This is a genomic window from Streptomyces sp. NPDC025833, assembly GCF_055558055.1.
Genome location: NZ_JBVHNF010000008.1, coordinates 124,974 through 147,878, shown reverse-complemented (window position 1 = coordinate 147,878; position 22,905 = coordinate 124,974). Strand labels below are relative to the sequence as shown.

Genomic DNA, 22,905 nt, shown 5'->3' with positions numbered 1-22,905 from the left:
CGTTGTGCCTTGAATGCCGAGCGTGTGAGCGCCGTCAAGGGAAAAGTGTCCCACTCCCTGGGACGGATCAGGTTCCGGGTGCCCGGTTGACCGGATTCCCTTGTGGAGAACGGGATTTGGCGGCCCGGTTGTCCACAGGAATCCACACTCGCGCAGGAGTTATCCACAGGCTGTGGGGATGGACTGTGGATTTCGGAATTGATCACTCCGGATACTTCGGCCGCCGTGGGGAATTCCCGGGCCAAACCCTGCCGACACCCACCTTCGGGTGGAAAACGGTCGCCCCAAAAGATGAACCAAAGGAAACGGGTGGACGAAGGGTGGCCCAGTGGACGATGGCCGCACGAGGGACAGGCAGGGCGATTTGTCGACCCGATGGGTCCGCCCTGTCGACTTGTCCCCAGGTCGAGAAGGGAACCTGTGGATAACTTCTGTGGATAAGGTTCGTAGGCAGGTACGACCGGCTAGAACCGGCCGTCCTGGCAGCGCGCCACCCAGTCGGCCGCAGCCGTGAACTCCTCGTCCGAGGTCCTCGGCGGCACCGGCCGGGCCTGTTTCGGGGTGATGTCCGCGCGCGGGTAGGACCCGAGGAACCGCACCTGGAGACCGATCCGCCGCAGCCCCATCAGCGCCTCCGCCATCCGCCGGTCCGCGATGTGGCCCTCGGCGTCGATGCAGAAGCAGTAATTGCCGATGCCGGCCCCGGTCGGCCGGGACTGGAGCAGCATCAGGTTGATGTCGCGCGAGGCGAACTCGCCGAGCAGATCGCGCAGGGCGCCCGGGTGGTCGTCCCGCTGCCACAGCACCACCGAGGTCTTGTCGGCGCCGGTCCGGGCGGCCGGCCGGGCGGGCCGCCCGACCAGGACGAACCGGGTCTGCGCGTTCTCCGCGTCGTGGATGCCGGTCTCCAGCGCCTCCAGGCCGTACCGGGCGGCGGCGAACTCGCCCGCGAAGGCGGCGTCGTAGCGGCCCTCCTGGACCAGGCGGGCGGCGTCCGCGTTGGACGCCGCCGACTCCCACAGGGCGTCGGGGAGGTTCGCGCGCATCCAGTTGCGCACCTGCGGCTGGGCCGCGGGGTGCGCGGAGACCGTCTTGACGTCCGCGAGCTTCGTGCCGGGCCGGACGAGGAGCGCGAAGGTGATCGACAGCAGCACCTCGCGGTAGATCGTCAGCGGCGCGCCCGCGACCAGCTCGTCCAGGGTGGTGGTGATGCCGCCCTCGACGGAGTTCTCGATCGGCACGAACGCCGCCTCGGCCTGGCCGGCCCGGACCGCGTCCAGCGCGGACTGCACCGACACGTACGGGATCAGTTCCCGGGTGGCCGCCTCCGGGAGCGTGCGCAGGGCGACCTCCGTGAAGGTGCCCTCCGGGCCGAGATAGGCATAGCTCGCTGGCATGTCCCTCACCCTAATGGCCGCAGGGGAAGCCGTCGTACGTGTCTCATGAATGCCACTCGACCGTGTGGTTTGCGCGCGGTTCAGCCCTCCAAGAGCCGCTGTCCGACGTATTCACCCCGCGCGGCCCCACCGGGCACGGCGAACAGCCCGCTCGCCTCGTGCCGGATGAACGCCGACAGCGCGTCGCCCCGGTCGAGCTTGCGCTGCACCGGGACGAAACCGCGCAGCGGGTCCGCCTGCCAGCAGATGAAGAGCAGGCCGGCGTCGGGCGTGCCGTCCGCGTCGATGCCGTCGTGGTAGGAGAAGGGGCGCCGCAGCATGGCCGCGCCGCCGTTGCGGTCGGGCCGGGTGATCCGGGCGTGCGCGTTGAGGGGGACGACGTAGCCGCCCTGGGCGTCGGCCTTGTCGAGGTCCATCGGGGTCGTCTCGTCACCGCCGGACAGCGGGGCCCCGTCGGCCTTGCGGCGCCCGATGACCTGCTCCTGGGAGGCGAGCGGCAGCTTCTCCCAGTCGTCGAGGAGCATGCGGATGCGGCGGACGACGGCGTAGGAGCCGTTCGCCATCCACGCGGGCTCGCCCGAGGCGGGCACGAAGACACGCTCGGCGAAGTCGGCGTCGGCGGGCTTCGGGTTGCCGGTGCCGTCGACCTGGCCCATGAGGTTGCGGGCGGTCATGGGGTGCGCGGTGGCACCCGGGCTGCGGTTGAAGCCGTTCATCTGCCAGCGCACCCGCGCGGCCGAGCCCGCGTCCCGCTGGACGGCGCGCAGGGCGTGGAAGGCGACCAGGGAGTCGTCCGCCCCGATCTGCACCCACAGGTCGCCGCCGCTGCGGGCCTTGTCGAGCCGGTCGGAGGAGAAGTCGGGCAGCGGGTCGAGCGCGGCGGGCCGCTGCTTCTCCAGACCGGTCCGCCCGAAGAAGCCGTACCCGAAGCCGAAGGTGATCGTCAGCGAGGACGGCCCGGCGTCCCGGGCCACGCCGGTGTCGCCGTGCGGGGCGGCCTCGCCCGCCATCAGCCGCTCGGCCGTCGTCGACCAGCGGCGCAGCAGTGCCGCCGCCTCCCGGCGGCCCGCGCCCGGCGCCAGGTCGAAGGCGACGAGGTGGCCGCGGGCCTGGAGGCCGTCGGTGATGCCGGGCTGATGTTTCCCGTGAAACATCGCCCGTCCGGCACCGAGCGAGGTCAGCGGAGTGGCTCCGGCGGGCGCGGCCGTGTAGCCCACGGCCCCGCCGGCCGCGCCGAGCGCCAGTCCGGTGGCGCCGGTGGTGCCGAGCACGGCGCGCCGGGAGAGGCCGCCCCCGCGGGACGGGCGCTCCGCCGCGGGAGCGTCGGGGGTACGGGCCTCCTGGGTGGTCCGGTCAGACATGAGGGTTCAGCCGATCTGCGCGTTCTTGGAGACGGTCACCTGGTCGATGTCGGAGGTGCGCACGGTGACGGCGACCTTCCAGTCGCCGGCCATGGGGATCTGCACCCCGGCGGCCGACCAGTGACCGGTGGTGATGTGGTCGGGGTTCACGGGAAGCGGGCCGATCTTCTTCGCCTCCAGGGTGAGGGAGAGCTTCACCTCGGGGACGTCGAAGGCCCGGCCGTTGGGCCGCTGGACGTAGACGTGCATCTCGTTGCCGCCCACGCGGGCGGGGTCGAGGTCGATGCGCACGACGCCCTTGCCGTCGGTGCCGCCGGTGTCGAAGGGCAGGTCCAGGGTGTGCGCACCGGACGCCGCCGAGGTGCCGGTGCCCGCCTGCGCGGAGCCGGCCGCCCTGGCCTCCAGCTCGGTGCGGCCGGGCTCGGTCTGGGTCAGCGCGGTGGTGACGGCCAGCAGGACGACGGCGACGCCGGCCTCGGCGAGCACCGAGCGGCGCAGCCCGGAGCGGTGCGGGTCGGCGTCGCGCAGCCGCTTCTGCCGGGCGGCGTCGACGGCCGCGCGCTGCCGGGCGAGCTGGGCCGCGCGCCGGGCGTCGGCGCCGCCCTTGTCGCCGCCGCCCTGGGTGGCCTTCGAGGCGGCGACCCGCTCTCTGCCGGCGCGGACCTGCTCCGCCTTCCCGGCACCGGTGGAGCGGTCCGTGAGCCGCGCCGTCCAGCGCCGTGAGCCGGCCGCGATGCCGATCACCACCGCCACCAGCCCGATCTTGACCAGCAGGAGCTGCCCGTAGCGGGTCTCGGTGAACGCCTGCCAGGCGCCGAGCTGCCGCCAGGACTGGTAGACGCCCGTGGCGACGAGCGTGAGGACGGAGCCGAAGGCCAGCCGGGAGAAGCGCCGTACGGCGGCGGCCCCCACCGGGGTGTCGGCGGGCGCCCGGTACAGCGCGGCCAGCAGCGCGGTGAGGCCGCCCAGCCAGACGGCGACGGCCAGCAGGTGGACGACGTCCACCGGCATGGCGAGGCCCGGCTGGAGACCGGTGGAGGCGTGCTCGGCCAGGGCCCAGCTGCTCGCCAGCCCCGCCGCGACGACCCCGCCGCCGATCGTGAGCCCGAAGGTCAGGTCGCGCTTCTCCACGCCCTCCTCGCGCCGCGTGTAGGCACCGAAGAGAACGGCGACGAACAGCGCGGCGGCGGCGAGCAGCAGCAGCCGGGAGACCAGCGCGGCACCGGTCTTGGTCTGGAGCACCTGGCCGAGCAGGCCGAGGTCGAAGACGTCGCCGAGTTCGCCCGAGCCGGTGTACGAGCCGCGCAGGAGGAGCAGCCAGAGGGTCGCCGCGGTCAGTGTGATCCAGCCGCCGACGACCAGCCGCTGGAGGGCTCGCACGCCCGCGCCGCGCCGCCAGCAGGCGAGCACGAAGGCGGCGCCGCCGGTGAGCACGATGAAGCCGGCGTAGGAGGCGTACCGTCCGACGGCGTAGAGCCATCCCACGACCCCGCCGCCCGCGACCGGCCCGGTGCCGGAGACGACGGTCCGCGAGGGTGCCCCGACGGAGAAGGTGAACGCCCCGGCGACGGGGTGGCTGTCCGCCGAGACGACCTGGTAGGTGACGGTGTAGGTGCCCTTGGCCAGGCCGCTCTCGAGCCGCAGGGTGTACGTCGTCCCGCTCGGGTTGGCGGGGCTGCCCGTCTGGACCGGCTTGCCCCGGGGGTCGAGGACCCGCACGGAGCCGTCGCTCATCGCCACCTTCTCGGAGAAGTTGAGCGACACCCGGGTGGGCGCCTTCGCGACCACCGCCCCCTGCGCGGGGGTGCTGCCGGTCAGCGCCGCGTGCGCGGAGGCCGGTCCGGCTCCTGCCAGCAGCGTGCCGGCGACGGCGAGGCACAGCAGCAGCAGGGCCCGCAGGCGGGGGGCGGTGGTCCGGGTCACGGTGGCTCCCTCAGTGGCCGGTCGACGGGTTGAACGTCGCGGACTTCACCGGCATCTCGACGGTGAGGGGTCCGGACTTGGCGAAGGTGAGCTGCACGGCGACCGTCTGGCCCTGCCGCGGGGCACGCTTCAGCTCCTCGAACATCAGGTGGTTGCCGCCGCTCTTGAACACGAGCCGGCCGTGCGCGGGTATGACGAAGGAGGACTGCTCCTTCATGGCGCCGCCGACGGTGCTGTGCATGGTGACCTGCCCGGCGACGTCGCTGGTGACCGAGGTCAGCCTGTCCTCGGTCCCGCCCTCGTTGCTGATCGTCAGGAAGCCGGCCGCCATGTCGGCGGAGACCGGCTGGGGCATGTAGGAGGAGGCAACGGACAGCTCGGCCTTGTCCGGTCCCGAGTCCGAGCCGCCGTCCGAGCATCCGGTGAGGGCCAGGGCGCCGGCGAGCGCGCCGGCGGTCAGGAGGGCGCGGTGCCTCACGGCGTGGCCCCCTTGGCGATCTCGGGCAGGTCCTTGGTGTAGTCGTCGACCGTGGCGGACTCGCCGAAGAGGACGTAGCCGGCGTCGGTCTTCGGGGAGAAGGCGATGACCTGGGTGCCGTGCACCGAGACGAGCTTGCCGTTCTTGTCCTTGGTCGTCGGCTCGACGGAGATGCCGAGGGACCGGGCACCGGCCTTGATCTTGGCGAAGTCGCCGGTCAGGCCGATGAACTCGGGATCGATGCCCTTCAGCCACCTGCCCGTCTCGGCGGGCGTGTCGCGGCCGGGGTCGGTGGTGACGAACACGACGCGGAGGTTCTTCCGGTCGGCCTCGGGCAGCGCCTTCTTGGCGACGGCGATGTTGCTCATCGTCGTGGGGCAGATGTCGGGGCAGTGCGTGTAGCCGAAGTAGACCAGGGTCGGGTGGCCCTTGGTCTCCTCGCGGAGGTCGTACTTCTTGCCGTGGGTGTCCGTCAGGACCAGGTCCGGCTTGGCGAACGGCTGGTCGAGGACGGTGGCGGACCGGTCGGAGCCGGACCCGCCCGAGACCACGGCGACCGGCGAACCGTCGTCGTCGCCGTTGCCGCAGGCGGAGAGGGTCAGCGTGGCGGCGGCCAGCAGCGCGGCCGCGGCGAACGTCTTCTTGCGCATAGAAAAATGTCCCAGATGTGTGAACTACGGCGCGCACCGGGGTCGGGCGACGGCGTGGTGGGCCCTCGCCCGGCGCCCGGCGCGCGCTGTGGAGCGGAAGGTCAGGCGGTGGTCCGGCGACGGCCCGCGAGGACCCCGAAGGCCACGCCCGCGACGCCGACGACGATGCCGGCCACACCGAGCACGCGCGCGGTGGTGTCGGTGTCGCTGCCGGAGTCGGCGGCGGCCGTCTTCTCGGTCTCGTCCGCCTGGCCGGCGGTGCCCGCCGGGCTCGCGGTGCCGTGGTCGTCGTCGGTGGCCGCGGACAGCTCCAGGACGGGGGCCGGGTTGTCCGGCTCGTCCTGGCCCTTCTGCGGCACCTCGATCCAGCGCACGACCTCCTTGTTGTCGTAGGTCTGGATCGCCTTGAGGACGAGCTGGTCGGCGTCCTCGGGCAGGGCGCCCAGGGACAGCGGGAACTTCTGGAAGAAGCCGGGCTCGATGCCCTTGCCGTCGGCGGTCCAGGTGACCTTGGAGACCGCCTCGTCGATCTTCTCGCCGTGCACGGTAAGCGGCTTGTCGAGCTTGGAGGTGGTGACGACCGCCTTCCAGCCGGGGACCGGCTCGGGCATCACCGAGGCGATCGGGTGGTCGGCCGGGAGGCTGACCTCGATCTTGGTGGTCGAGGCGTCGTCGCGCTCGTTGGGGACCTTCAGGTCGACGACCGCGTAACCGCCCTTGGCCGCGGTGCCCTCCGGCTGCACGGTGACGTGCGCGAAGGCGGGGGCGGACAGGGCGAGGACGGCCGAGCCGGCGGCGACGGCGGCGGCTGCGATACGGGAAGCCTTCATGGCGATGGGTACTCCACTCCGGGTGAGAGCCGTGGGTGATCGGGAGTGCGCGGGCGCGGGCCGGCCGCTCGTCGTGACCGGGAACGGTGTGCGCGCACGCGCGTGCCGCACGACGGCGGCCTCCCGTCCGGCTCCCCGTTTCCGGTGGCTGGAGTGGTGGTCGCGTCGTGTCAGGCGGCGAGGAGGAACGCGGGCGCGGGCGGGCCGCGCCGGATCACCGTGTGCTGGAGTACGGCGGTGTGCGGTGACGGGGCCCCGTCCCGCGCGCGGCGCCGGCGGCGCGGGCAGGGCCCGGTGACCGTCGGCAGCCCGGAGCAGAGGGCGCGGGCCAGCGCGAACGCGGCGCGCAGGGACCGTACGAGTGCCCCCTCGGCGACTCCGTGCGCCGACAGCTCGATCAGCCGCAGCACCGCCAGGTCCCCGCGGCGCAGCAGCCAGCCGGCGGCGGCGGCCGCGAGCACGTGGCCGAGCAGCATCGGCAGCGAGGGCAGCAGCCCGGCCGGGCCGCCGGCGGCGTCGTGCACGTGCCGCACGGTGCCCATGGCGTCCGTCGGCCGGCCGAAGCGGTCTATCAGCCGCGCGTCGAGGAGCAGGCGGAAGGCGTGCCCCGGGGTGAGGGACACCGGGGCCGACCCGCACACGAGCCGGGTGGCCTGCTCGACCAGGGCGCTGTCGTTCAGCGTGCCGGTGAGCCCGGTGGTCCCGGCGCCCGCGGGCCCCGCCGGCATCCCGGCGGCGGACATGGCGGCGTGCTGGCCCAGCCCGAACAGCGCGTGCAGCACGATCTGACCGGCGGCCAGCAGCGCGGCGATGCCCGGCAGCGAGCGGACCCGCCCGGCGAGCGGTACCACGAGCAGCAGCGCGCCGAGGAAGCCCGCGCCCAGCGTCCACGGCGGCACGACCGCGCAGGAGGCCAGGACGTGCCCGGACGCGGCCAGCGCGACGCAGACCGCGGCGAACACCGCGGCCCGCAGGAACCGCAGCCCGGTTCCGGGACGCGCCGTGCGCGGCTGGGGGGCAGTCATGGCGGCCTCATCATCCCACTGCTCCCGTCCCGCGCCTACGGCAGGGCGTCCGAGCCGCCCCTCATACACCGGTTCCGCCCACGGGCGCGTCGGCCGGATGGGCGCGGTCACGTCGGCGGAGTGCTTACGGCCACTCACGGGCGGCAATACGTAACGGTATGTCGAGCCGCGGCCGGGAGGCTGGAGCATGAGCATCTGGTGGTCACTCCATCTGCGGCGCGAGGCCGCGAGCGTGCCCCTGGCCCGGCGGCTGCTGATCGGCACGATGGAGACGGCGGGCGTCGACCCGGAGATCTCGTACGACCTGTCCGTCGCCCTGACCGAGGCCTGCGCGAACGCCGTCGAGCACGGCGGGGACGCCGCGCCCGGCGGCTCGGGGGCCTACCGGGTGACCGTGTACCTCGACGGGGAGAAGTGCCGCGTCGAAGTGATCGACTCCGGCCCCGGGTTCTCCCGCACCCGGGAGCTGCGGCCCGCCCGCCCGGACGCCGAGCACGGGCGCGGCCTGTACCTGATCAGGGAACTCGCCGACCACGTCCACATCCGGGTCCGGCCCGGCCGGCGCGGCACGGTGGTCAGCTTCGACAAGATCCTGAAGTGGCGGACGGACCCCTCGCTGCTCACGGCCTGATCCCCGGGCGCCGCCCGCCGCCCGTCGCCCGGCAGCCGAACGGCCGGGCACCTGTCCGGTGCCCGGCCGTTCGCGTCCCGGATCAGCCCTTCAGCGAGGCCATCCACGCCTCCACGTCGGCGGAGCGCCGCGGCAGTCCGTCGGAGAGGTTCCGGTTGCCGTCCTGCGTGACGAGGATGTCGTCCTCGATCCGGACGCCGATGCCCCGGTACTCCTCCGGGACCGTCAGGTCGTCGGCCTGGAAGTACAGGCCCGGCTCGACGGTGAGCACCATGCCCGGCTCCAGCGTGCCGTCGACGTACGTCTCGGTGCGCGCGGCGGCGCAGTCGTGGACGTCCATGCCGAGCATGTGACCGGTGCCGTGCAGGGTCCAGCGGCGCTGCAGGCCCAGCTCCAGGACGCGCTCGACCGGGCCCTCGACCAGGCCCCACTCGACGAGCCTCTCGGCGAGCACGCGCTGGGCGGCGTCGTGGAAGTCGCGGTACTTGGCGCCCGGCCGCACGGCCGCGATACCGGCCTCCTGGGCCTCGTACACGGCGTCGTAGACCCTCTTCTGGATCTCGCTGTACGTGCCGTTCACCGGCAGCGTGCGGGTGACGTCGGCCGTGTACAGGGTGTGCGTCTCCACGCCCGCGTCCAGCAGGAGCAGGTCGCCGGAGCGGACCGGGCCGTCGTTGCGGACCCAGTGCAGGGTGCAGGCGTGCGGGCCGGCGGCGCAGATGGAGCCGTAGCCGACGTCGTTGCCCTCCACGCGCGCGCGGAGGAAGAACGTGCCCTCGATGTAGCGCTCGCTGGTCGCCTCGGCCTTGTCCAGGACCTTCACGACGTCCTCGAAACCGCGGACCGTGGAGTCGACGGCCTTCTGCAGCTCGCCGACCTCGAACTCGTCCTTGACCAGGCGGGCCTCGGAGAGGAAGACGCGCAGCTCCTCGTCGCGCTCGGCGGTGACCTTGTCGGTCAGCGCCGCTTCGAGACCGGCGTCGTGGCCGCGCACGATACGCACCGGGCCGGTGGCCTCGCGCAGCGCGTCGGCGAGCTCGCGCACGTCGGAGGCGGGGATGCCGTACAGCGCCGCGGACTCGGTGAGCGAGTGGCGGCGGCCGACCCACAGCTCGCCCTGGCCGGAGAGCCAGAACTCGCCGTTCTCACGGTCCGAGCGGGGCAGCAGGTAGAGCGTCGCCTCGTGGCCGTCGCCCTTCGGCTCCAGGACCAGGACGCCGTCCTCGGTCAGGTTGCCGGTGAGGTACGCGTACTCGACGGAGGCGCGGAAGGGGTACTCGGTGTCGTTCGAGCGGGTCTTCAGGTTGCCCGCCGGGATCACCAGGCGCTCGCCCGGGAAGCGGGCGGAAAGCGCGGCACGGCGGCGCGCGGTCTGCTCGGCCTGCGCGATCGGCTTCAGGTCACGCAGCTCCGTGTCGGCCCAGCCGGACTTCATGTTGTCGGCCAGCTCGTCGGAGACGCCCGGGTACAGGCCGTTCTTCCGCTGCTTGACGGTCTCCTCGGACTCGGTCTCCGGGCCCTCCGCGGTAGCGGAGTCGGGCACAGCCGGGTTGAGCTCGTCGGACACGTGATCCTCCTCGATACGCCAGTGATCTCCCCCGGGGCCCGCGCGCTCCTGCTCGTGGCCGAGCGGGGACCTCCATCATCGTACGGTCGTATCCGGAGCGGGCAGGGGTCGGATGACCTGTTATGCCCGGTCATGCCAGCGGGCGGCGGGCCCGTCCTCAGTCGAAGCGGGCCGCAAGCAGCACCACGTCCTCGCCGTCCTCGCCGTCCACGCCGACCACGCCGTCCTCGCCGCCGCCGGCGGGCAGGACGGTGCGCAGGACGTGGTCGGCGACCGCTCCCGGATCGTGCCGCACCGCGCGCGGGACGCCCGCCGCGGCGGCGTGCAGCCGGGCGAACGCGCGGTCCGCCGGGTCGCCGGTGCGGCGCAGCAGCCCGTCCGTGTAGAGCAGCACCGTCTCGCCGGGCTCCGCCTGGATCTCCGCGCTGGGCGCCTCCCAGCAGGACAGCATGCCGAGCGGCGCGGAGACGGAGGTCTCGGCGAACTCGGTGCGCCGCTCGCCGATCAGCAGCGGCGGGCTGTGCCCGGCCCCGGCCAGGGTGATCCTGCGCAGGACGGGCTCGCAGTAGGCGAACAGCGCGGTGGCCGAGCGGGCGGGCTCGGTCAGCCGCAGCAGCAGCTCCAGGTCGGACAGGACGGCGACCGGGTCCTCGCCCTCCATCACGGCGTAGGCCCGCAGCGACGCGCGCAGCCGGCCCATGGCGGCGACCGCGCCGGGGCCGGACCCGGTGACCGAGCCGACGGACAGCCCGAGCGCGGCGTCCGGCAGCGGCAGGGCGTCATACCAGTCGCCGCCGCCGCGCGGGCTCGTGCGGTGCCGCGCGGCGAGCCGGACGCCGGGCACCCGGGGCAGCCGGGAGGGCAGCAGTTCCTCGGTGAGGGTCGCCACGCACGCGCGCGTGCGCTCCACCTCCAGGAGGCGGGCGAGGTGCTCGGTGGCGTACCGGAGGTAGAGGCCGGCGAGGTGGCGCTGCCGTTCGTGCGGCTCGGCCGGCTCGTCGTAGAGCCAGACGGCGGCGCCGAGGCGGCCGGCGGAGCCGGTGGCGAGGGGGAGGGCGTAGCTGGCGGCGTAGCCGAGGCGGGCGGCGACCTCGCGGTGGCGCGGGTCGAGGCCGTCCTCGGCGAGCAGGTCCGCGTGGACCACCTCGGCGGTGCCGCCGGTGTCGTAGGGCAGCGCGGCGCGCGGCACGGTCTCCAGGTGGCCGAGGTCGGCGCGGTCCAGCCCGAGGCCGAGGGTGGTGCGGGGGCCGAGGCCGTCGGCGGGCTCCAGGACGACCAGTCCGCGGCGGGCGCCGACCAGGGTGGCTCCGGCGTGCAGCAGTTCGTGCAGGGCGGGGCCGAGGGCGGCGGTGCGCGAGAGGCGCTCGGTGAGTTCGTGGAGGGTCGTCAGTTCGGAGACCCAGCCGGCCAGGCGGTCCTGGAGGAGGGTGCCGGGGGCGTTCGGCGCGGGGACCGGCACGGGGCCCGCGTCCGGAACGGGAGGGACGGGCGCGACAGTGTGTGCGGAAGTGGGAACTGTGGGATCGATTCCGGCCACTTTCGGAGGGTGCGGAGCGTTCATGGCGTCCGGCTCTCAGATCGGCGCGTAGTGCTCGGAAGCATCGCAAACCCCCATGTGATTCTGCGCCGCCAGCAGTGGCTCCACATGTACACGCACTCGTGAGGGGATGTCCAGCATTGTCCTGCCGGGATTCCTGGTGTCCATGGGCGGGCGAGTGATATGCCCGAACCCCTTGCCTTACCGCCAAGTTGGCTAAAAACTGCCTCAGGTATCCGTCCATTGCGGTCGACTGGCCTCGTTCCACGGAGCGTCACAGCGGTCGTGATGGGTACGTACTCGGTGAAGGCCAGGGGTGGTTGGGGACCACCCGGAACCTGGCGACGGACCCGGGCGTCATAACCACCGACGGCCGAGCCCCATCCTCCCGTGGCGGAGGCGGAGAGAAACACGCGCGACGGCAAAACGCCAGACTTCGCCACCCCACGCCGCAACCGTGCTGGTGACAGACGCACCACGGACGCGGACACGGCCGATGATCGACCCCTTGAGGGTTCCCCATGCCGTGCGCAGGGGTGTGATGCGCCATCAGATACGCACAGTGAAGTGATCGACACATGGTGTGATGTGGCCCACGGTGTTGCCAGCGGTGCAACGGAAAGGAACGAGCGCTCATGCGCGAGATCCTCGGAAGGCGACGCAGGCTTCTGTCCAGGCGTAACGGCGGGAAGCCCGAATTGCTCGGCGCGGCCCTGACCTTCGCGGCGGAGTGGCAGTGGCCGGTACTTCCCGGTGTGGCACCGGACCCGCAGGGCCGGGCCCGGTGCGCCTGCCCCGACCCCGAGTGCACGGTGCCCGGTGCGCACCCCTTCGACCCCGGCCTGCTCGCGGCCACCACCGACGCGCGCATGGTGCGCTGGTGGTGGTCCAACCGGCCGAGCGCCCCGATCATCCTGGCCACGGGCGGCACGGCGCCCTGCGCGGTGAGCCTGCCGGCGCTGGCCGCCTCCCGCGCCCTCGCCCTGCTCGACCGGCGCGGCATGCGGCTGGGGCCGGTGATCGCCTCGCCGGCCCGCTGGGCGCTGCTCGTGCGGCCGTACTCCATGGAGCAGCTCGGCGAACTGCTCTACGCCCAGGACTTCGTCCCCGGCTCGCTGCGCTTCCACGGCGAGGGCGGCTACCTCGCCCTGCCCCCGTCCGAGACCGGCCAGGGCGCCGTCCGCTGGGAGCGCGCCCCGCTGCCCGGCTCGGCCGCGCCCTGGGTGCCCGGGGTGGAGGCCGTGGTGGACGCGGTGGTGGAGGCCCTCACTCGTACGGGTGTGAGCGCGCCCGAGTTGTAGGGGTGTCGGGCGCGGCCGGGGCGGGCCGGTCCCGCCGCCTCGTACCCTTCCGGGCATGCTGCGTCACTCCGGCGGCCGCCGAGCCCCACAGCCGCTCCGCGCCGGCCGGGACCCCCGAAGGATCCGTCTGCCGGCCCTGGCGGGTGCCGTGGCGGGCGCGGTCGCGCTGCCGCTGACCGTGGCGTCCGCCGGGCAGGTGGGCGACGCCGACCGGGCCGCCGCGCCCGCCGCCGCGTCGGCTGCCGTGCGCGGCGGGACCGGGGTCCGCGCGGACGCCGTCCGCCGCACCCCCCGCCTGCTCGCCGCCGGGACCGTCACGGCCGCCCACTGCGGTCCCGAACTCGCCTCGCCCGACGGCGTCGAGGCCCAGACCTGCGTACTGACCCGGGGTGCGGACACCTGGGCGCGCACCTACTACCGCAACGCCACCGGTGAGTCGCTGGACTCCGTGCTGAGCCTGATGGGGCCGGGGGACCGGAGCGTGCGGACGCGCTGCGTCACCGGGACCGGCGACGAGCCCGCCACCTGTGAGACGCCCCGTGAACGCGGCCGCGGCGGGCCGGGCGCCTATACGGCCGTCGCCGAGTTCGCCGCGCGGGGTGCCGAGGGCGCCCTGCTGCTCCGCTCGGGCAGCAACTCCGAGGATCGGCGCGGGAGTTGACGTTCCGCTCCACGTTGTCCAGCGGCATGCGGACATGGAAAGACCCGGTTGCTGGCGACGGGGGATGCACCAGCAACCGGGCTACTGGAACGGTAACAAGAGATCGGCGGTTCGCAAATTCCGTCTGGGCGATTCGGACAACGATTTCCCCGTCGGAACGGCGAGTTGTGACAGGAGTCACCTGCCGTGGGGCCCGGGGTCACGGCTGACCGACCGTTCAGCCGTGACACCGTCGCGCGGCGCGTCAGCTGAGTGTGACCTGCCGGTTGGTGAGCCCGCCGCGCGCCCGGCGCTCCTCCGGCGTGAGGGGCTCGCGGACGCCGAGGGCGGCGGCGAGACGCTCGGCGAACTCGGCGGCCGGCTTCTCCACGTCCTCGGCCGACATCCCGCTCGGCAGGTCCCAGACCGGCACGATGAGGCCGTGAGCACGGAAGGAGCCCACGAGCCGGGTGCCCTCGCCGAGGCCGGAGCGGCCCGCCGCGTGCAGTCGCGCGAGAGCGTCCAGAAGCTGCTCCTCCGGGTGCGGCATGACCCAGCGCAGGTGGTTCTTGTCCGGGGTCTCGCACCAGTAGGCGGCGTCCACCCCGGACAGCTTCACGGTGGGGATGGCGGCGGCGTTGGCCCGCTCCAGGGAGGCGGCCACCTCCGGCGAGGCGTTCTCCGCGTCCGGCACCCAGAACTCGAAGCCGCTGTGCACGACCGGCTCGAAGGCGCCCTCCGGGTCCAGCAGGTCCTGGAGCCGCGGGCCGTCGGCGGGGGCGCGGCGGCCCTGCACGGGGGTGCCGGGCTCGGCCTCCAGCGCGCGCCGCAGCGTGTCGGCGAGGTCGCGGCTGATGTCACCGGACGCGGTGTCGTTCTGCAGGCCGATCAGGACCGAGCCGTCGTCCCGGCGCAGCGCGGGCCAGGCCATCGGCAGCACCGTGGCCAGCGTGACCGACGGGACGCCCTCGGGCAGGCCGCCCCGCAGCGGCAGCTCGGCCGTGGCCGCCGGGACCAGCTCGCGCAGCGCGACCCAGTCGCACTCGCCGGGCAGCCCCTCGAACGGGCGCTGCACCAGCTCGGTGGCGGCCTGCGCGGCGGCCCGGCCGTGGCAGGCCTTGTACCGCCGGCCACTGCCGCAGGGGCACGGCTCGCGGGCGCCGACAACCGGGATCTCCCCGTCGATCAGCTGCGGCTTGACCTTCGTCTGGGGTCGCTTCTTGGCCATGGTGGGGTCTCCCGGTTACGGCTCTTCTGGTACGGCGGGAGCCTAGCCGTTCGGGCCATCACGGACGGGAACCCGTGGGCAACGCACCCGTGCCCGACGCCGGTGGTGTGAACCGGCGGGCGCCGCCACCGGTCAGTCCCGGCCCTCGTATCGGTCCGCCACCGGTCAGTCCCGGCCCTGTATCGGTCCGCCCGCGGTCAGTCCCGGTCCGCGCACACGTCCGCGAGGTCCAGGCCCGACAGGCCCGACAGGCCGGACAGATCGGACAGCCCGTGCAGGTCGTGCAGGCCGGAGGCGCCGTGCGCGCCGGGCAGGACCGGCTCCGCGGCGGCCGGCTCGGGCAGGCCCGCCACGTCCGCGAGGTGCGACAGCCCGCCGTCCCGCAGGACCGGCTCCGGCGCCGCCGGGTGGACGACGTGCGCGGCGAAGCCGCCGTGCCGGAGACCGGCATCGGGATCGTGCACGTCCGCGTGGACCAGCACCCAGACCGTCACCTCGCCCCGGACGTCGTCCCGGACACCCCAGTCGTCGGCGAGGGCCGTGATGATGTTCAGCCCGCGACCGCCGTGCGCGGTCACCGACGGAGTGGCGGGCGCCGGGCGGGTCGGGCCGCCACCGTCCGTGACCTCCACGACGAGCCGCCCGCACGCGTCGACCCGCCAGGCGGCGCGGACGTCGCCGTCCCCGGCCGACGCGTCCCCCAGCGGCCGCCCGTGCTTGCACGCGTTGCTCAGCAGTTCGGAGAGGATCAGCACGGCGTCGTCGATGACCGATTCCGCCACGCCGCCGCCGCGCAGCTGCGCCCGCATCCGGTGCCGTGCCTTCCGCACGCCCGCAGGACCGTGGGGTACGGCCATGCTCGACGATGTCGGCACTTCCTGTGCCACCATCAACGCCACCCCCGAGACCTCCTTCGCCCCACGCCACGGTGTGGATGCCCCTTCGGCCTGCGCCGGAAACCGGCCGATCCCCTTCCGGTGACGCATTCCGCGGGGGCGCGCACACAGCGGACGCGCCGGTGCACTCCCCGTCACGGAGCGTGCCCCTCGGTGACCGCGGGCACCGGTCCCGGCGGGTCGCGGAGCGGCCGGCTCAGCGGCCGAGCCGGCGCAGCACCGCGCTCGGGCGGTTGGTGATGATGGCGTCGACGCCCAGCTCGACGCAGAGGTCGACGTCCTCGGGCTCGTTCACCGTCCACACGTGGACCTGGTGCCCGGCCCGCTTCAGGCGCTCCACGTAGGCGGGGTGGCTGCGCACGAAGCGGATCGAGGGGCCGGCGACGCGCACGCCCGCGGGCAGCCGCCCGTCCCGCAGCCGCGGCGAGACGAACTGCATCAGGTACACCGTCGGCAGTTCGGGCGCCGCCGCACGCACGCGGTGCAGCGAGCGGGCCGAGAAGCTCATGACCCGCACCGGCGACTCGGCCGCCGAGGCGGGCGCGTCCAGGCCGAACCGGTGCAGCAGCGCCAGCAGCCGCTCCTCGACCTGGCCCGCCCAGCGTGTGGGGTGCTTGGTCTCGATGGCCAGCTCCACCCCGCGCCCGGCGTCCGCGACCAGCTCCAGCAGGCGCTCCAGGGTGAGCACGGAGGTCTCCCCGCGGTCCTCGGGCCGGTGCTCCCAGTCGGGCTCCTCGTCCCGCCCGCGCCAGGCCTCGCGGGTCTTCCAGGAGCCGAAGTCGAGGGCGGCGAGATCGGCCAGTTCCAGTGCGGAGACGGCGCCGCGACCGTTGGAGGTGCGGTTCACCCGCCGGTCGTGGACGCAGACCAGGTGGCCGTCGGCGGTCAGGCGGACGTCGCACTCCAGGGCGTCGGCGCCGTCCTCGATCGCCTTGCGGTAGGCCGCGAGGGTGTGCTCGGGGGCGTCTTCGGAGGCGCCCCGGTGGGCGACGACCTGGATGGAATGCCGTGGTGCGTGGGTCACCGCGTCATGGTGCCACCGCCGGCGGGTACCCGGAGCGGCACGGCCGGGTGCGGACGGGTCCGGGCGGCGAACGGGGACGCGCACCCTGCTTCATGTATGTAACTTTTGTCTTGGACGTTGCCATAGGTCCCATGTAAAGGGAACGGGCGGACCCACAGGCACCGCTTATGGTGCTCTGACGGCTCGTGGGAAAAGCTGACTGCACACCGCAATGCGACCGACGACAACAGGCGTGGATCGAGGAGAAGAGCTGTGAGCACCGATAACGAGGGCAACACGGTACCCCCGGCGCCGTCCGCACCTCCTGTGCCGACGGCCTCTCCCACCGCCGCCCCGCAGGGTCCCGGGCCCGGTGAGAGCGCGCCGACGGCACCGCTGCCGCCCCTGCCCCAGGCGAGCCCGGCGGCACCGGGCGCCGCGGGCCCCGGCGGCAACCCGGCCTACGGGTCCCACCCGGCCGGTCCGGCCCCCGAGGGCTCCTGGCCGCCCCCTCCGCCGGGCGGCCCGGCGTACGGCGACGCGGGTCACGGCGCCGACGGGCACGTCACCGGGTGGGGAGCCGCGTACCAGCAGCCCGCGCCCAAGCCGCGCGGCGGGCGCGGCGGGCTGGTGGCGGCGGTCCTGGTGGCCGCGCTGGTCGCGGGCGGCCTCGGCGGCGGCCTCGGCTACACCCTGGCCAAGGACAACGACAGCCAGGGCTCCACCACCGTCTCCGCGTCCGACAGCGCCACGCAGGTCAAGCGCGCGCCGGGGACGATCGCCAACACGGCCGCCCGGGCGCTGCCCAGCACGGTCACCATCCAGGCCGAGAGCAGCAACGGCGAGGGCGGCACGGGCACCGGGTTCGTGTTCGACACCCAGGGCCACATCGTCACCAACAACCACGTGGTCGCGGACGCGGTCGACGGCGGCAAGCTCACGGCCACGTTCCCGAACGGCAGGAAGTACGACGCCGAGGTCGTCGGCCACGCCCAGGGCTACGACGTCGCCGTCATCAAGCTCAAGAACGCCCCCTCCGACCTCAAGCCCCTCGCCCTCGGCGACTCCGACAAGGTGGCCGTCGGCGACGAGACGATCGCCATCGGCGCCCCGTTCGGGCTGTCCAACACGGTGACGACGGGCATCATCAGCGCCAAGAACCGCCCGGTGGCCTCCAGTGACGGCAGCTCCACCAGCAAGGCGTCGTACATGAGCGCCCTGCAGACCGACGCGTCCATCAACCCGGGCAACTCCGGCGGTCCGCTGCTGGACGCCTCCGGTGCGGTCATCGGCATCAACTCGGCGATCCAGTCCAGCAGCAGCGGCGGGTTCGGCTCCGGTCAGTCCGGCTCGATCGGCCTGGGCTTCGCCATCCCGATCAACCAGGCCAAGTACGTCGCCCAGCAGCTCATCAAGACCGGGAAGCCGGTGTACGCCAAGATCGGCGCCTCGGTCTCCCTGGAGGACTCCTCCAACGGTGCGAAGATCACCGACCAGGGCACGGGCGGCGCGGCGGCGATCGAGTCCGGGGGCCCCGCGGACAAGGCCGGCCTCAAGCCGGGCGACGTCATCACCAAGCTGGACGACCACGTGATCGACAGCGGCCCCACCCTGATCGGCGAGATCTGGACGCACAAGCCCGGTGACAAGGTCGCGGTCACCTACAAGCGGGGCGGCCAGGAGCACTCGGTGCGGCTGACCCTGGGCACGCGCGAGGGCGACAGCTGACGCTCCGGCGGCACGGCTGAGGGGGCACCCGCCGCGAGGGCGCCCCCTTGTCCCGCGCCGGGCCCGCGGAACCCGGCTGGGAAGCGGGCGCGCGCCCGCTCCTCCCCGCCCTCCGGCAGGCACCGGGGGCACGGCCACCGCCCCCGGTCCGGTGGCGGGCCGGTAATGTGTACCCGCGTCTCCGGTCTCCGGCGACGTGGGGAGGCGTGCCCGAGCGGCCGAAGGGAACGGTCTTGAAAACCGTCGTGGCAGCGATGTCACCGTGGGTTCAAATCCCACCGCCTCCGCGTTGTGAGCAGTGAGAAGGGCCCCCGACCCGGGTAGCCGGCCGGGGGCCCTTTTCGTGTCGGTCCCCGTGCCGGCCTGCCCGGTGGCAGCGCCTAGGAGCGGCAGGTGGAGACAGGGGGCCCCTGCGGACTCAAGCGCCCACGGTCCCGTCGAGACCTTCACGCAGGAAGTCCGCGTGCCCGTTGTGGCGGCCGTACTCCAGGAGCACGTGCACCATCACCATCCGCAGCGACACTTCCTCGCCCCAGCGTGGCTGATACCCGGCCCGGTCCAGCGACCGCGCCTCCCGCTCGATCCGGCGCGAGGTCTCCACCTCGGCCTCCCAGGCCGCGAACGCCTCGTCCCTGGTCGACGCGCTCGCGTCGTACGCCGCCTGGAAGTCGACCTCGTCGGACCAGACCATGGGCGCGTCGTGGTCCTCGAACACTCGACGGAACCAGGCGCGCTCCACCTCCGCCATGTGCCGCACCAGCCCGAGCAGCGAAAGCGTGGACGGCGGCATCGACTGCCGCCGCAGTTCCCCGTCGGTGAGCCCTTCGCACTTCATGGCGAGGGTCGCGCGGTGGTAGTCGAGGAAAGCCCGCAGCGTGTCGCGTTCGCTGCCGAAACTGGGCGGTCCTCTGCGGTTGTCGCCGGTCACTGTCGTGCTCCTCGTCCGAGCCTGCGTTCAGGGGGAGTGTCCACCCACGTCGGCGGTCCGGTACGAGGAGAACCGCGGGCGGTGAGAAGGGCCCTCGACCCGGGTGGCCGGCCGGGGGCCGTTCTCGTTCCGGATGGCCTGTGCGGCACGGATCGCCGCGCCGGTTACCAGGCCCTCGTGATGACGGCTACGGCGATCGGCGAGACAGCCGCGATCAGGTTCGTCACGGCGGGCAGCACCTGCATCCACCGCGACTGCCCGGGCAACGTCGTACTTGCGGATCGCGCGAGCCCGGCGCTAGGGTGCGTACCGTTCAGTGCGGTGCAATGGCATGCACTGGAGGGGATGGTCGGATCGTGCTCCTTGGGCACGGGACACCTCCTTGGAGCCATCGGGCGCTTGCTGCTGTGGAAGGTGGGCGGGCGTCCCTTTGGCATGCCGTTTTCGATTATTGAGGCGACACTCTAGCACCGCCGTGCCCCAACTCACCGCGTGCCACGAGCCCTTCAGTATCGACGCAGGTCAGACGGGTCGCGCCGACACAGGCGCGGCCTCACGGCGCCCGCCCAGGCCCGCCCCGGCCCCGGTTCCGCTGATACCCCGACGCTCGCTAGGACCGCATCGAGGCGGTCGGGGTCTCGCCGCGCTGGGCCTCGTCCGCACGCGCGGCGACGACCCTCGCCAGCTTCGTCACCTCGGCCTCGTCGTCCTTGCCCACGACCTTCACCACCACGGTCCCGCTGCGCACCCACACGACGATCCCGTCCTCGGCGTGCGCTCCCGTCGACTCGTCCCCGATGCCGCCCGTCTCCAGCGGCTGGGCGGACTTCGCGCCCAGCAGACCGGTGCGTGCCTCCGCGTAGAGGTCCGACGCCGCCCCGACGGACTCGGCCGCGTAGACGGCGACCCCTGCCTCCCGCCATTCGGCCACGGCGGCCCCGAGCAGTTTCGTACAGTCGGCCTGACCACCGCATCGCTGTGCCGCGGCCCGCTCCGTCACGGTCCAGTCGGCCGGCACGCTGCCCGGGTCGGGGACGACGGTGCGGACCACGGCCATGTCGGTCAGCGGAGCGGCGCTCTTCTCCTTTCCGCCGTCCCGCAGAAGCAGCACCGCGGCCACGACGGCGATCACCAGGACGACGACCGCCAGCGACCGGCTGGTCCGGGTGTTGTGGATCGTGAGTGGTCCGAGGGAGAACTGGCTGCGCTTGATCGTGGTCCGAGTCCCGCCGATGGTGATGCCCGGCTGTCCCGTCGGCATGGGGGGCACGCCCTGCCGGGCCCGTGCCACGGCCCGGGTGACCTCCTCGTCCAGCCGCCGCCGGAACTCCGGGTCCTCCAGCACCTCGGTGAGCAGCGCACCGCGTACCGCGGCTTGAGCGGGTTCGCCCGGCTGCCCGTCGCCGGCCGACGCCTCCAGCCCGCCGAGCGCACGCCGGCCATCCGGCGACTGGCGCAGCCGGTCCGAGACCAACTCGCCGACCCGGGTGCCCACCGCGGTGGCCGCCCCGTTGCCCGCGGACGACACCACCAGCCGGACCGCGGACATGACCAGCTCTGTCGGTTCCATGTGGGGCCCCCGTCGTCACCGCTCCAGCAACCGTCTGCAAAGCATGGTGCATAGAGGAGCGCGTGGCCCGCGAAATACGGCCAAGTACGTGGCGGCACGGCCGAAGACGGGCCGCTGCGCGCCTTCGCGTGGACGCCGACGGGGGTGGGCGAGCAGGGCGGAAAGGGGCGCCTCGCGCGGGGCCCCCTCTCGCAGGGTGTCTGCCGGGCGGGCGGCTTGCTATTCGACGGCCGGGTCCTCCTGGGAGTGGCGCAGGGCCTGGCGGGCGGCCTGCTCCACCTCGTGCGGATCGTTTCCGGTCGCCTCGGCGTGTGCGGTGACCGCCGCGCGCACCGCGTCCGCGGCCGCGCAGAAGCGGCGCCGCTGCTCCTCGTACGCCGCGCCGGTGAGGCCCGCCAGGCGGGCGCGCTCCTCCTCGGCGGTGCGTTGCAGCCTGATCAGTTCGTCGGGTATGTCGGTCACGTTCGGATCGTAAGAGCCTTCTCGGCCCGGCGCCTGTCCAGCGGCCCGCCGGTCACGGCCGGTGCCCCGTCATCCGCGCCGCCGACGCGATCGTGGCGCGGGCCTCGTGTTCGGACAGGCCGGCGCGGCGGGCCGCCTCGGCCAGCGGGGCCGCCAGGGCGGGGCCGATGCCGTTCTCGTAGGCGCGGCAGGCCGCCCAGAACAGGCGGGTGTTGCGCTGGCCCTCGTGGGCGTGGAGCACGAACTGGACCAGCCCCCGGCCGTGGTCCCCGGGCGGGGCCGGGTGGCGGGGGTGCGGTGGGGGGAGCAGGAGGCGGAGCAGGGACGGCGGGCACGGCGCGGGGACCAGGTGGGCGGTGCCGGGCGCGGTGGTGTAGACGCCGTGGACGGTGCGGGAGCCGGGGCCCACGAGGTAGCCGCCGGCGCCCCGGACATCGATGCCGGGGGCGAGCCGGCCGGCCGAGTTCGGCACGACCGTGCCCGGCGGGCCGGTGAGCCACAGGTGGCGGCCGCCGCTCGGGGTGAGCACGACGACCGTCTCGGGGATCGAGAAGAGGTGCCGCAGGGCCAGTTCGCGCAGGGCGGCCGAGGAGTCCGTGCCGGGCTTGGTGTCCAGGTCGACGCCGATCAGCCGGTGCGGGGGCAGTCCGCAGGCGATGCCGTAGCCCGTGGCCCGGGGCGCGGCGGCGAACAGCTCGCGGATGCGGACCGGGTCGGTGGAGGCGTCGTACACGCCGTGGCCGAAGCGGCCGCACTCGCCGTGGCAGGGCGTGCGGCCGGGGTCGCCGTGGTGCGGGGAGCGCAGGGCCGGGAGTTTCGTCCGGGACAGGGGGAGGACGGCCAGGCCGCGCTCGGCGGCTGCCAGGGCGTGCGCGAGGGCCGGCCTCGTGGCCCGCCGGTCGGTGGTGGCCATGGCTCCATGTTCGTACGTCGTTCGAAAAAGGGAAGGGCGCGCTTCGGTGGCGCGCCGGGCGCGGGGCGGATCGGCCGAACGGCGCCGGAACGATTCGTCCCTTGTGCCGCCCGGGCCGCGGGTGGGGTGGGCCGGCTCCGTCAGGGGGTGAGGGGGGCGAAAGGTGGTGCGGGGGGTTTACCGCCCGTTCGTCACGCTTGCGTGCGAAGCACGGCTCCCGAGGTGGTTCGTGGTGATCAGGTGGGCAACTCTGGTGGCGCGACGTCGTCCACGACAGTCAAGGCGGTCGGCCAACTGCCCTGACGTAATGCGTAGTTCACTCAGTGCTCGGTTCTGGAGGAACAACATGGCAAGCATCCGCACCGCCCGCGCCATCGCCGCCGTCTCCGCCCTCCCGCTCGCGGCCGCCCTCTTCACCGGGGTCGCGTCGGCGGACAACGGCGTCCTCGCGGGCAACGGATCGAACGCGGGGGCGGCGGGCGTGCTCGGCAGCGGGGTCGGCGGCAGCAACCACGGGAACTCGTCCACCTCGAACCAGAACGCGGCCGGTTCCGGCGCCTCGAACCAGAACAACACGGCCCAGGTGAACGGCTCCGTGGGGACCGCCATCCAGCAGGGCAACGAGAACGTCGCCATCCACTTCACCCACCTGTGGTGGTGATCCCCGGCTGAGGTCCCTCGTGGGGAGGGTCCTCGGCGTGCGTGCTCCGGGGTCGTGACACGTCGGCGGGGGGGGGCCGGGGGGGGGCCCCCCCCCGGGGGGGCCGGGGGGGCCGGGGCCCCCCCCCCCCGCCCGGGGCCCCCCCCCCCCCGGGGGGGCCCCCGCCCCCCCGGGCC

At 73.8% G+C, this 22,905-nt stretch carries 20 protein-coding genes, 1 tRNA gene and 1 pseudogene; 6 read left to right on the top strand and 16 right to left on the bottom strand.

Annotation, left to right across the window (positions count from 1 at the left end):
* Positions 1–464 precede the first annotated feature (464 nt).
* The 7 genes from pheA to ACZ4K2_RS15920 all read right to left on the bottom strand — a co-directional run bounded on the left by pheA (position 465) and on the right by ACZ4K2_RS15920 (position 7,664).
* Positions 465–1,397 (bottom strand): prephenate dehydratase, encoded by a 933-nt coding sequence (gene pheA / locus ACZ4K2_RS15950; protein WP_467468572.1) that lies wholly within the window; start codon positions 1,395–1,397, stop codon positions 465–467.
* Between the two features lie 80 nt (positions 1,398–1,477).
* Positions 1,478–2,758 carry an iron uptake transporter deferrochelatase/peroxidase subunit gene (efeB, locus tag ACZ4K2_RS15945; RefSeq protein ID WP_467468574.1) on the bottom strand — a complete coding sequence of 427 codons (1,281 nt, stop codon included), beginning with the start codon at positions 2,756–2,758 and terminating at the stop codon, positions 1,478–1,480.
* A gap of 6 nt (positions 2,759–2,764) precedes the next feature.
* Positions 2,765–4,681 carry a copper resistance CopC/CopD family protein gene (locus ACZ4K2_RS15940; protein WP_467468576.1) on the bottom strand — a complete coding sequence of 639 codons (1,917 nt, stop codon included), beginning with the start codon at positions 4,679–4,681 and terminating at the stop codon, positions 2,765–2,767.
* Between the two features lie 10 nt (positions 4,682–4,691).
* Positions 4,692–5,159 (bottom strand): copper chaperone PCu(A)C, encoded by a 468-nt coding sequence (locus tag ACZ4K2_RS15935; protein ID WP_467468579.1) that lies wholly within the window; start codon positions 5,157–5,159, stop codon positions 4,692–4,694.
* A complete protein-coding gene (locus ACZ4K2_RS15930; protein ID WP_467468581.1) occupies positions 5,156–5,809 on the bottom strand; it encodes an SCO family protein in 654 nt (217 codons plus the stop codon). Before ACZ4K2_RS15930 ends, ACZ4K2_RS15935 begins: the two co-directional genes overlap by 4 nt.
* 101 nt (positions 5,810–5,910) lie before the next feature.
* A complete protein-coding gene (locus tag ACZ4K2_RS15925; RefSeq protein ID WP_467468583.1) occupies positions 5,911–6,639 on the bottom strand; it encodes a YcnI family copper-binding membrane protein in 729 nt (242 codons plus the stop codon).
* A 170-nt stretch (positions 6,640–6,809) separates the two neighbouring features.
* Positions 6,810–7,664 carry a hypothetical protein gene (locus ACZ4K2_RS15920; protein WP_467468585.1) on the bottom strand — a complete coding sequence of 285 codons (855 nt, stop codon included), beginning with the start codon at positions 7,662–7,664 and terminating at the stop codon, positions 6,810–6,812.
* Between the two features lie 187 nt (positions 7,665–7,851).
* Here ACZ4K2_RS15920 and ACZ4K2_RS15915 point away from each other — a divergent pair, with 187 nt between their 5' ends.
* Entirely contained in the window at positions 7,852–8,295 is a 444-nt protein-coding gene (locus ACZ4K2_RS15915; RefSeq protein ID WP_467468587.1) for an ATP-binding protein, read from the top strand.
* Between the two features lie 82 nt (positions 8,296–8,377).
* Here the strand turns inward: ACZ4K2_RS15915 and ACZ4K2_RS15910 are convergent, their stop codons facing one another.
* Together ACZ4K2_RS15910 and ACZ4K2_RS15905 are read right to left on the bottom strand one after the other, a co-directional pair.
* Complete coding sequence (locus ACZ4K2_RS15910; protein WP_467468589.1) at positions 8,378–9,862, bottom strand: aminopeptidase P family protein; 1,485 nt, start codon at positions 9,860–9,862, stop codon at positions 8,378–8,380.
* A gap of 157 nt (positions 9,863–10,019) precedes the next feature.
* Complete coding sequence (locus ACZ4K2_RS15905) at positions 10,020–11,423, bottom strand: PP2C family protein-serine/threonine phosphatase (RefSeq protein WP_467468591.1); 1,404 nt, start codon at positions 11,421–11,423, stop codon at positions 10,020–10,022.
* A gap of 611 nt (positions 11,424–12,034) precedes the next feature.
* Between ACZ4K2_RS15905 and ACZ4K2_RS15900 the strand changes: the two genes are divergently transcribed.
* Positions 12,035–12,700: a bifunctional DNA primase/polymerase gene (locus ACZ4K2_RS15900; RefSeq protein ID WP_467468593.1), complete on the top strand. Its 666-nt coding sequence runs from the start codon at positions 12,035–12,037 to the stop codon at positions 12,698–12,700.
* A 55-nt stretch (positions 12,701–12,755) separates the two neighbouring features.
* Positions 12,756–13,361 carry a hypothetical protein gene (locus tag ACZ4K2_RS15895; protein WP_467468595.1) on the top strand — a complete coding sequence of 202 codons (606 nt, stop codon included), beginning with the start codon at positions 12,756–12,758 and terminating at the stop codon, positions 13,359–13,361.
* 244 nt (positions 13,362–13,605) lie between these two features.
* On the opposite strand, the gene ACZ4K2_RS15890 is transcribed toward ACZ4K2_RS15895, so the two are convergent.
* From ACZ4K2_RS15890 to ACZ4K2_RS15880, 3 genes and pseudogenes are all read right to left on the bottom strand, one after another.
* Positions 13,606–14,568, bottom strand: a complete 963-nt coding sequence (locus tag ACZ4K2_RS15890; RefSeq protein ID WP_467468597.1) for a DUF5926 family protein — start codon at positions 14,566–14,568, stop codon at positions 13,606–13,608.
* Positions 14,569–14,960: 392 nt separating this feature from the next.
* Positions 14,961–15,554: pseudogene (locus tag ACZ4K2_RS15885) on the bottom strand (ATP-binding protein); the annotation flags it as partial.
* Between the two features lie 106 nt (positions 15,555–15,660).
* Positions 15,661–16,488, bottom strand: a complete 828-nt coding sequence (locus ACZ4K2_RS15880) for a glycerophosphodiester phosphodiesterase (RefSeq protein ID WP_467468598.1) — start codon at positions 16,486–16,488, stop codon at positions 15,661–15,663.
* Positions 16,489–16,740: 252 nt separating this feature from the next.
* Between ACZ4K2_RS15880 and ACZ4K2_RS15875 the strand changes: the two genes are divergently transcribed.
* Positions 16,741–18,195, top strand: a complete 1,455-nt coding sequence (locus ACZ4K2_RS15875) for a S1C family serine protease (RefSeq protein ID WP_467468601.1) — start codon at positions 16,741–16,743, stop codon at positions 18,193–18,195.
* Positions 18,196–18,395: 200 nt separating this feature from the next.
* Positions 18,396–18,482: transfer RNA gene (locus ACZ4K2_RS15870), tRNA-Ser, on the top strand.
* 131 nt (positions 18,483–18,613) lie between these two features.
* Here the strand turns inward: ACZ4K2_RS15870 and ACZ4K2_RS15865 are convergent.
* From ACZ4K2_RS15865 to ACZ4K2_RS15850, 4 genes are all read right to left on the bottom strand, one after another.
* Positions 18,614–19,123 (bottom strand): DinB family protein, encoded by a 510-nt coding sequence (locus ACZ4K2_RS15865; protein WP_467468603.1) that lies wholly within the window; start codon positions 19,121–19,123, stop codon positions 18,614–18,616.
* A gap of 610 nt (positions 19,124–19,733) precedes the next feature.
* Positions 19,734–20,693: a hypothetical protein gene (locus ACZ4K2_RS15860; protein WP_467468605.1), complete on the bottom strand. Its 960-nt coding sequence runs from the start codon at positions 20,691–20,693 to the stop codon at positions 19,734–19,736.
* A gap of 219 nt (positions 20,694–20,912) precedes the next feature.
* The gene (locus ACZ4K2_RS15855; protein ID WP_467468607.1) at positions 20,913–21,155 is read right to left on the bottom strand and encodes a hypothetical protein; all 243 of its coding nucleotides are present in this window, start codon (positions 21,153–21,155) and stop codon (positions 20,913–20,915) included.
* A gap of 52 nt (positions 21,156–21,207) precedes the next feature.
* Positions 21,208–22,068 (bottom strand): bifunctional DNA primase/polymerase, encoded by an 861-nt coding sequence (locus ACZ4K2_RS15850; protein WP_467468609.1) that lies wholly within the window; start codon positions 22,066–22,068, stop codon positions 21,208–21,210.
* Positions 22,069–22,414: 346 nt separating this feature from the next.
* Here ACZ4K2_RS15850 and ACZ4K2_RS15845 point away from each other — a divergent pair, with 346 nt between their 5' ends.
* Complete coding sequence (locus ACZ4K2_RS15845) at positions 22,415–22,729, top strand: hypothetical protein (protein WP_467468611.1); 315 nt, start codon at positions 22,415–22,417, stop codon at positions 22,727–22,729.
* Positions 22,730–22,905 lie beyond the last annotated feature (176 nt).

Excerpts from the sequence above, each read along its gene's own strand:
- ACZ4K2_RS15900 (WP_467468593.1), top strand. The coding sequence starts at position 12,035 with ATGCGCGAGATCCTCGGAAGGCGACGCAGGCTTCTGTCCAGGCGTAAC.
- ACZ4K2_RS15845 (WP_467468611.1), top strand. The coding sequence starts at position 22,415 with ATGGCAAGCATCCGCACCGCCCGCGCCATCGCCGCCGTCTCCGCCCTC.
- ACZ4K2_RS15925 (WP_467468583.1), bottom strand. The coding sequence starts at position 6,639 with ATGAAGGCTTCCCGTATCGCAGCCGCCGCCGTCGCCGCCGGCTCGGCC.
- ACZ4K2_RS15850 (WP_467468609.1), bottom strand. The coding sequence starts at position 22,068 with ATGGCCACCACCGACCGGCGGGCCACGAGGCCGGCCCTCGCGCACGCC.
- pheA (WP_467468572.1), bottom strand. The coding sequence starts at position 1,397 with ATGCCAGCGAGCTATGCCTATCTCGGCCCGGAGGGCACCTTCACGGAG.
- ACZ4K2_RS15920 (WP_467468585.1), bottom strand. The coding sequence starts at position 7,664 with ATGACTGCCCCCCAGCCGCGCACGGCGCGTCCCGGAACCGGGCTGCGG.
- ACZ4K2_RS15895 (WP_467468595.1), top strand. The coding sequence starts at position 12,756 with ATGCTGCGTCACTCCGGCGGCCGCCGAGCCCCACAGCCGCTCCGCGCC.
- ACZ4K2_RS15860 (WP_467468605.1), bottom strand. The coding sequence starts at position 20,693 with ATGGAACCGACAGAGCTGGTCATGTCCGCGGTCCGGCTGGTGGTGTCG.
- ACZ4K2_RS15890 (WP_467468597.1), bottom strand. The coding sequence starts at position 14,568 with ATGGCCAAGAAGCGACCCCAGACGAAGGTCAAGCCGCAGCTGATCGAC.
- ACZ4K2_RS15915 (WP_467468587.1), top strand. The coding sequence starts at position 7,852 with ATGAGCATCTGGTGGTCACTCCATCTGCGGCGCGAGGCCGCGAGCGTG.
- ACZ4K2_RS15930 (WP_467468581.1), bottom strand. The coding sequence starts at position 5,809 with ATGCGCAAGAAGACGTTCGCCGCGGCCGCGCTGCTGGCCGCCGCCACG.
- efeB (WP_467468574.1), bottom strand. The coding sequence starts at position 2,758 with ATGTCTGACCGGACCACCCAGGAGGCCCGTACCCCCGACGCTCCCGCG.
- ACZ4K2_RS15905 (WP_467468591.1), bottom strand. The coding sequence starts at position 11,423 with ATGAACGCTCCGCACCCTCCGAAAGTGGCCGGAATCGATCCCACAGTT.